We start from the raw sequence: 6,523 nt of genomic DNA on the forward strand, positions 1-6,523 counted from the left end.
GGCTCGTGGCCGTCCGAGGCCGCACCCGGGGCGGCGGGCCCTGAGGCGGCTTCCGCGCCGTCGACCGCGTCCTGATCCTGCTTCCGTTCACCGTCCCGCTCCGGATCGGTGTTCGGGGTGTCCTCCGGCCCGTGGTTCACAATTCCGTTTCCAGTCCGGTCATCGTCATGCCTGTGCTCGGGCCCGCTCATGCCTGCGCCTCCATCACGACGCGCAGTGCCGCAATGCCCCGGGAGCCGTACGCCTTCACCGAACCGAGCGATATGCCCAGTGTCTCCGCGACCTGAGCCTCCGTCATGTCCGAGAAGTAGCGCAGCACCAGCACCTCGCGCTGGCGGCGCTGCAACCCCTTCATCGCCTTGATCAGCGCGTCCCGTTCCAACTGGTCGTACGCGCCCTCCTCCGCGCTCGCCATGTCGGGCATCGGCTTGGAGAGGAGCTTCAGCCCGAGGATGCGCCGGCGCAGCGCGGAGCGGGACAGGTTGACCACGGTCTGGCGGAGGTACGCCAGCGTCTTCTCCGGATCGCGCACCCGGTTCCGGGCCGAGTGCACCCGGATGAACGCCTCCTGCACCACGTCCTCGCAGGAGGCGGTGTCGTCCAGCAGGAGCGCCGCGAGGCCCAGCAGCGAGCGGTAGTGGGCGCGGTAGGTCTCGGTGAGATGGTCGACCGTCGTTCCCGCCGCGATCGTCACCTCAGCGGCCTCGCCGCGCTGCGACGGCAACCGGGCGGGTCGCGCAGCAGGCATGGGCGCAATCACCGGCATACCGCCGGCTGCGCGGGGCCGCCGGAGCGGACGCACCGAAGCGCCTCGCAACGGGCCCACCACTGTGATGTCGAGAACCTCTGCCACGCCAGTTGGACACGCTTCCCCCCGTCAGGGTTGTACGCGTACGGCACCGCGTTCGATGCTGTGCGACATGCCCTCATTCGTACCTGCTCTTCCCCAAATGCCCCGAAAACGTATCCAGCCACGCAAGAAGTGACGGCATAGACGCGTCGCATCCGCCCAGCGGTTGCAGAGGGCCAGGAGATCATCGTCGGATATGACAACGCCCCAGCTCAAGGGCTTCGGACCAGCAAGTTACCCACAGAGTGCACACGGATTCCACAAAACAGGTTCGATCACGTACGAGAGAATTCCCCGGCCACCGACTCGGCGATCTGGGCCACATTGAGAGCCGCGCCTTTTCGGAGGTTGTCGCCGCAGACGAACATGTCGACGGCCTGGGGATCGTCCATCGACTGCCGCACCCGGCCCACCCAGGCCGGGTCCGTGCCGACGACATCGGACGGCGTGGGGAAGTCACCGGCCGCCGGGCTGTCGAACAGGACCACCCCGGGGGCGGTCGCCAGGACCTCGTGCGCCCGGGCCACGGACACCTCGTTCTCGAAACGGGCGTGCACGGACATGGAGTGCGTCGCGACGACGGGTACGTACACACAGGTCGCCGTCACCTTCAGGTCCGGCAGGCCCAGGACCTTGCGGCACTCCTCGCGGATCGCCAGCTCCTCGGACGACCAGCCGTCACCGGCGTCGGTCCCGGCCCACGGCACCACGTTCAGTGCGACCGGGGCTGCGAAGGGGCTCTTGTCCCCGTCGCCCACCGCCCGCCGTACGTCTCCCGGGCGGGTGCCCAGCTCCGTGCCCGCCACCAGGGCGAGCTGCTCACGGAGCGCGGCGACACCGTCCCGGCCCGCGCCGCTCACCGCCTGGTAGGACGAGACGATCAGCTCCCGCAGCCCGAATTCGGCGTGCAGCGCGCCGACCGCGACGATCAGCGACAGCGTCGTGCAGTTCGGGGACGCGACAATGCCGCGCGGTCTCAGCCGCGCGGCATGGGGATTGACCTCAGGAACGACCAGAGGCACGTCGTCGTCCAGCCGGAAGGCCGCCGAGTCGTCCACGACCACGGCGCCCCGGGCAGCGGCGACCGGCCCCCACTGCGCGGACACCTCGCCCGGCACCAGGAAGAGGGCGATGTCCACCCCGTCGAACACGTCCTCGGCGAGCGCGAGGACCTCGGTCTCCTCACCACGTACGACCAGCTTGGTGCCGGCCGCACGCGGAGAGGCGATCAGTCTGACCTCGCCCCAGACATCCTCGTGCTGCGAAAGGATCTGGAGCATGACGCCGCCGATCGCCCCGGTCGCGCCGACGACCGCGAGCGAAGGGCGGCGCCCTCTCATCGGCCGGTGCCCCCGTAGACGACGGCCTCGTCGGAGTCGCTGTCGAGACCGAAGGCGGTGTGCACGGCACGCACGGCCTCGTTGACGTCGTCGGCACGGGTGACCACCGAGATCCGGATCTCGGACGTGGAGATCAGCTCGATGTTCACCCCGACCTCGGACAGGGCCTCGAAGAAGCCTGCGGTGACCCCGGGGTTGGTCTTCATCCCGGCACCGACGAGGGAGATCTTCGCGATCTGGTCGTCGTAGCGCAGCGACTCGAAGCCTATGCCGGCACGGCTCCGCTCCAGGGCGTCGATGGCCTTGCGGCCCTCCGTCTTGGGCAGGGTGAACGTGATGTCCGTGAGCCCGGTCGACGCGGCGGAGACGTTCTGCACCACCATGTCCATGTTGATCTCGGCGTCCGCGATGGCACGGAAGATCGCGGCGGCCTCGCCCGGCTTGTCGGGAACGCCGACGACCGTGACCTTGGCCTCGGAGACGTCGTGGGCGACTCCGGAGATGATGGCGTGCTCCACCTGCTGGTCCCCTTGCGGTTCGTTGCTGACCCAGGTGCCGCGCAGTCCGGAGAAGGACGAGCGGACATGGATCGGGATGTTGTAACGGCGTGCGTACTCGACGCAGCGGTGCAGCAGCACCTTGGAGCCGGACGCCGCCAGCTCCAGCATGTCCTCGAAGGAGATCCAGTCGATCTTCCGTGCCTTCTTCACGACCCGGGGGTCGGCGGTGAAGACACCGTCCACATCGGTGTAGATCTCACAGACCTCCGCCTCCAGTGCGGCGGCCAGCGCGACAGCGGTCGTGTCGGAGCCACCGCGGCCGAGGGTCGTGATGTTCTTGCCCTCCTGGCTCACGCCCTGGAACCCGGCGACGATGGCGATGTTGCCCTCGTCGATCGAGGTCCGGATGCGGCCGGGCGTGACATCGATGATGCGCGCCTTGTTGTGGACCGAGTCGGTGATGACACCGGCCTGGCTGCCCGTGAACGACTGGGCCTCGTGGCCCAGGTTTTTGATCGCCATGGCCAGCAGTGCCATGGAGATCCGCTCTCCGGCGGTCAGCAGCATGTCGAACTCACGCCCGGCAGGCATCGGGGATACCTGCTCGGCGAGATCGATCAACTCGTCCGTCGTGTCGCCCATCGCGGACACCACGACAACCACCTGGTTGCCGTTCTTCTTGGCGTCGACGACTCGCTTGGCAACACGCTTGATGCCTTCGGCATCGGCTACGGAGGAGCCTCCGTACTTCTGCACGACAAGGCCCACGTGCGCTCCTCGCTCAATAATGGTGCGGTCGGCTCAGTCTAACGAGCAGCCCGGATTCGACCCGTCGGTACCGGATGGTGAGATGTCCCGCCCACCAGACGGTACGGAGCGTCGTACCGGACTGCTCGTACCGGACTGCTGCCCCTCCGCCCCCACCGCACGCCTTTTGTGTCCCAGGACACAGCGGTCACACGCGGCGCGAACGCACCCGTCCGGGGAGCTACAGGACCGGCCGCAGGCCCAGCGGTCCCGCGATCTCCTCGGCCATCACACGCCCCGCCTCCTCGGCCAGGTCCCCGTCGCCCGGGTCCTGGTCCGTGTCCAGGCCGTCGAGCTCCTGGAGCGGCTGGTTCAGCCGGATGTGGGCGATCAGCGACTGGAGTGCGCGCAGAGCCGCCGACGCGGTGGAGCCCCAGTTGGAGAAGTACGAGAACTGCCACCACCACATGGCCTCCGCCGTGCGGTCCGCCTCGTAGTGCGCGAGGCCGTGACCGAGATCCGTGACCAGGTCCGCCAGGTCGTCGGAGATGCGGTGGGGCACGGGGGGCTTGCGGGGCTCGTACGGATCGAAGACCTCGGAGTAGACGTCGATGGGCTCCAGCAGCTCCGCGAAGCGCTCACGCAGCCCGTCGGCATCCGGTTCGTCGTCCAGGTCGGGCTCGTAGCGCTCGTCCGGAAGGATGTCCTCGTACGCGCCGAGCCTCCCGCCGGCCAGCAGGAGCTGGGAGACCTGGAGGAGCAGGACCGGGACGGCCTTCTCGGGCTCGTCGGCCTTGGACACCTCGGTGACCGCGACGATGAAGGTCTTGATCTGATCCGCGATCTGGACGGCGAAGTCGTCCGGATCCTGCGTGACGGAGTTCAGCGTGGCGTCAGACATCGAGGGGACCTCCCGTGGGCAGGGTCGCGAACGGTGGGTAGAACATAGCGCCACCGCACGTGAAGCCGCAGTCGGACGCCGGGTCACACATCGAGCAGCCGCCTCCCCTCGAAGGCGCGGCCGAGGGTGACCTCGTCCGCGTACTCCAGGTCGCCGCCCACGGGGAGTCCACTGGCCAGCCGCGTGACCCGCAGGCCCATCGGCTTGACCATCCGGGCGAGGTACGTCGCGGTGGCCTCGCCCTCCAGGTTGGGGTCGGTCGCCAGGATCAGCTCCGTGATGGACCCGTCCGCGAGCCGGGCCAGCAGCTCCCTGATGCGCAGGTCGTCGGGACCGACGCCCTCGATCGGGCTGATCGCTCCGCCGAGCACGTGGTAGCGGCCCCGGAATTCGCGGGTCCGCTCGATCGCCACGACGTCCTTGGGTTCCTCGACCACGCAGATGACCGAACGGTCGCGGCGGGCGTCCCGGCAGATGCCGCACTGCTCCTGCTGGGCCACGTTGCCGCAGATCTCGCAGAAGCGGACCTTGTCCTTGACCTCGAGGAGGGCGTGGGCCAGGCGGCGTACGTCGGTGGGCTCGGCCTGCAGGATGTGGAAGGCGATCCGCTGCGCGCTCTTGGGACCGACGCCCGGCAGCCTGCCCAGCTCGTCGATCAGCTCCTGAACCACGCCTTCGTACAACGGAACGCCTTTCCTTTTTCCTGCTCGTACCGTATCCGGTACGCCTGGGTAGCTACAGGGGTCAGAACGGAAGACCCGGCATGCCGCCGCCCAGGCCCTGTGCCAGCGGGCCCAGCTTCTGCTGCTGGAGCTGCTGCGCGTTGTCGTTGGCCGCCTTCACCGCGGCGACCACGAGGTCGGCGAGCGTCTCGGTGTCCTCCGGGTCCACCGCGCCGGGATCGATCACCAGGGCGCGGAGCTCGCCGGCCCCGGTCACGGTGGCCTTCACGAGGCCACCGCCCGCCTGTCCCTCGACCTCGGTCCTGGCCAGCTCCTCCTGGGCCGCGGCGAGATCCTGCTGCATCTTCTGGGCCTGCTGGAGCAGCTGCTGCATGTCGGGCTGGCCACCACCGGGGATCACGGTCACTCCTGGCATTTCGACGACGGAATGTTTCGGTATCCCGAGCCTACGTGTTCGCCGGACGCCGCGCCCCACCCACCGGGACCAACTCTTTCGGGTGAGTTCTGGAAAGTGCCTGCCGCGCTCCTATACCTGACCAGAGGCCGGGCCTACCCGGGAATCCTGCGATTTCGACCCCGCGGCCCACCATTCGGCGGTAGGAAGAGCATGCGTATCCGAACCCGTACGCATAGTGAAGGTGACGCAGAGTTACGCGAGCGGGATCCCGGTCATATGCCGGTGCCCGCCCCCTTCCATGACCGAGAACCGTACCGATCCCGCGTCGATACGCGCCGAACGCAGAGTGCAGAGGAGTGCCCCGGTGAGTCAGCCGGAGATGCAGCCCGAAGGGCCGCCCCGCAAAGAGCCCGGCGCGGGATCCGGTGCAGGCACCGGAACCGAACGGTCCGGTTCGCGCTACGGTTCGAGCCCCCGGGACCTGACCGGCCGCGCCTTCCCTCTCGGCGACTGGGGCGAGCCCGCCGAACGGCTCGACGAGCTCTACCGCTGGGTCGAGGCCGGCGCCATGGAGACCGCCGACTGGTATCTGCGTGACCGTGTGCGCAAGCGGCTCACGGCTCGGCTGCTCCGGCTCGGCACGGCGGCAGGGGTGGTCGCGGGCGCGGCCCTCCCGCTGCTCGACCTGACCGGGGAACTGCGCGGCTCGGCCGGCTGGGGCTATCTGTCGTTGCTGCTGGGCGCCGCCTGCATGGCGTGTGACCGGTACTTCGGGCTGACGTCCGGCTGGATAAGAAATCTCGCGACGGCACAGGCCGTGCAGCGGCGCCTTCAGGCGCTGCAGTTCGAGTGGTCCTCCGAATGCGTCCGGGAGGTGCTCGGGCCTACGGAGGGCACCGCCAGTGAGGCCGCGGAGCGGTGCCTGGGGGTGCTGCGCCGCTTCTCGGAGGACATCACCGAACTCGTCCGCATGGAGACGGCGGACTGGATGGTGGAGTTCCGGGCGGGGCCCGCCCCCATGGGGATGCAGTCGCTGGTGTCGGGCGGGCCCGGCGGCCGCGCCGAACCGGGGGCCGCTCCCGGCCGGCTCACCATGCCCGCGGCG

The 6,523-nt window shown here is 69.0% G+C and carries 7 protein-coding genes; 1 reads left to right on the top strand and 6 read right to left on the bottom strand.

Annotated features, from left to right (window positions below; all coding sequences use genetic code 11):
* Positions 1 to 187: 187 nt before the first annotated feature.
* The 6 genes from VN520_RS15070 to VN520_RS15095 form a co-directional block, all read right to left on the bottom strand.
* The gene (locus VN520_RS15070; RefSeq protein WP_325747421.1) at positions 188 to 766 is read right to left on the bottom strand and encodes a SigE family RNA polymerase sigma factor; all 579 of its coding nucleotides are present in this window, start codon (positions 764 to 766) and stop codon (positions 188 to 190) included.
* Between the two features lie 359 nt (positions 767 to 1,125).
* Positions 1,126 to 2,190 (bottom strand): aspartate-semialdehyde dehydrogenase, encoded by a 1,065-nt coding sequence (locus tag VN520_RS15075; protein ID WP_325747422.1) that lies wholly within the window; start codon positions 2,188 to 2,190, stop codon positions 1,126 to 1,128.
* Entirely contained in the window at positions 2,187 to 3,458 is a 1,272-nt protein-coding gene (locus tag VN520_RS15080; protein WP_325747423.1) for an aspartate kinase, read from the bottom strand. Before VN520_RS15080 ends, VN520_RS15075 begins: the two co-directional genes overlap by 4 nt.
* A 220-nt stretch (positions 3,459 to 3,678) precedes the next feature.
* Positions 3,679 to 4,338 (bottom strand): DUF5063 domain-containing protein, encoded by a 660-nt coding sequence (locus VN520_RS15085; RefSeq protein WP_325747424.1) that lies wholly within the window; start codon positions 4,336 to 4,338, stop codon positions 3,679 to 3,681.
* Positions 4,339 to 4,421: 83 nt separating this feature from the next.
* Positions 4,422 to 5,021 (bottom strand): recombination mediator RecR, encoded by a 600-nt coding sequence (gene recR / locus VN520_RS15090; protein WP_099173476.1) that lies wholly within the window; start codon positions 5,019 to 5,021, stop codon positions 4,422 to 4,424.
* A gap of 61 nt (positions 5,022 to 5,082) precedes the next feature.
* Entirely contained in the window at positions 5,083 to 5,421 is a 339-nt protein-coding gene (locus VN520_RS15095; protein WP_325747426.1) for a YbaB/EbfC family nucleoid-associated protein, read from the bottom strand.
* 361 nt (positions 5,422 to 5,782) lie between these two features.
* On the opposite strand from VN520_RS15095, the gene VN520_RS15100 reads away from it, so the two are divergent.
* The coding region (locus VN520_RS15100) for an SLATT domain-containing protein (protein WP_325747425.1) at positions 5,783 to 6,523 on the top strand (741 nt) is incomplete at its 3' end.

The organism is Streptomyces sp., from assembly GCF_035563135.1.
Taxonomy (GTDB): domain Bacteria; phylum Actinomycetota; class Actinomycetes; order Streptomycetales; family Streptomycetaceae; genus Streptomyces.

Bases quoted from the DNA above. Each gene is read 5' to 3' on its own strand.
- VN520_RS15070 (WP_325747421.1), bottom strand. From the start codon at position 766: ATGCCGGTGATTGCGCCCATGCCTGCTGCGCGACCCGCCCGGTTGCCG.
- VN520_RS15075 (WP_325747422.1), bottom strand. From the start codon at position 2,190: ATGAGAGGGCGCCGCCCTTCGCTCGCGGTCGTCGGCGCGACCGGGGCG.
- VN520_RS15085 (WP_325747424.1), bottom strand. From the start codon at position 4,338: ATGTCTGACGCCACGCTGAACTCCGTCACGCAGGATCCGGACGACTTC.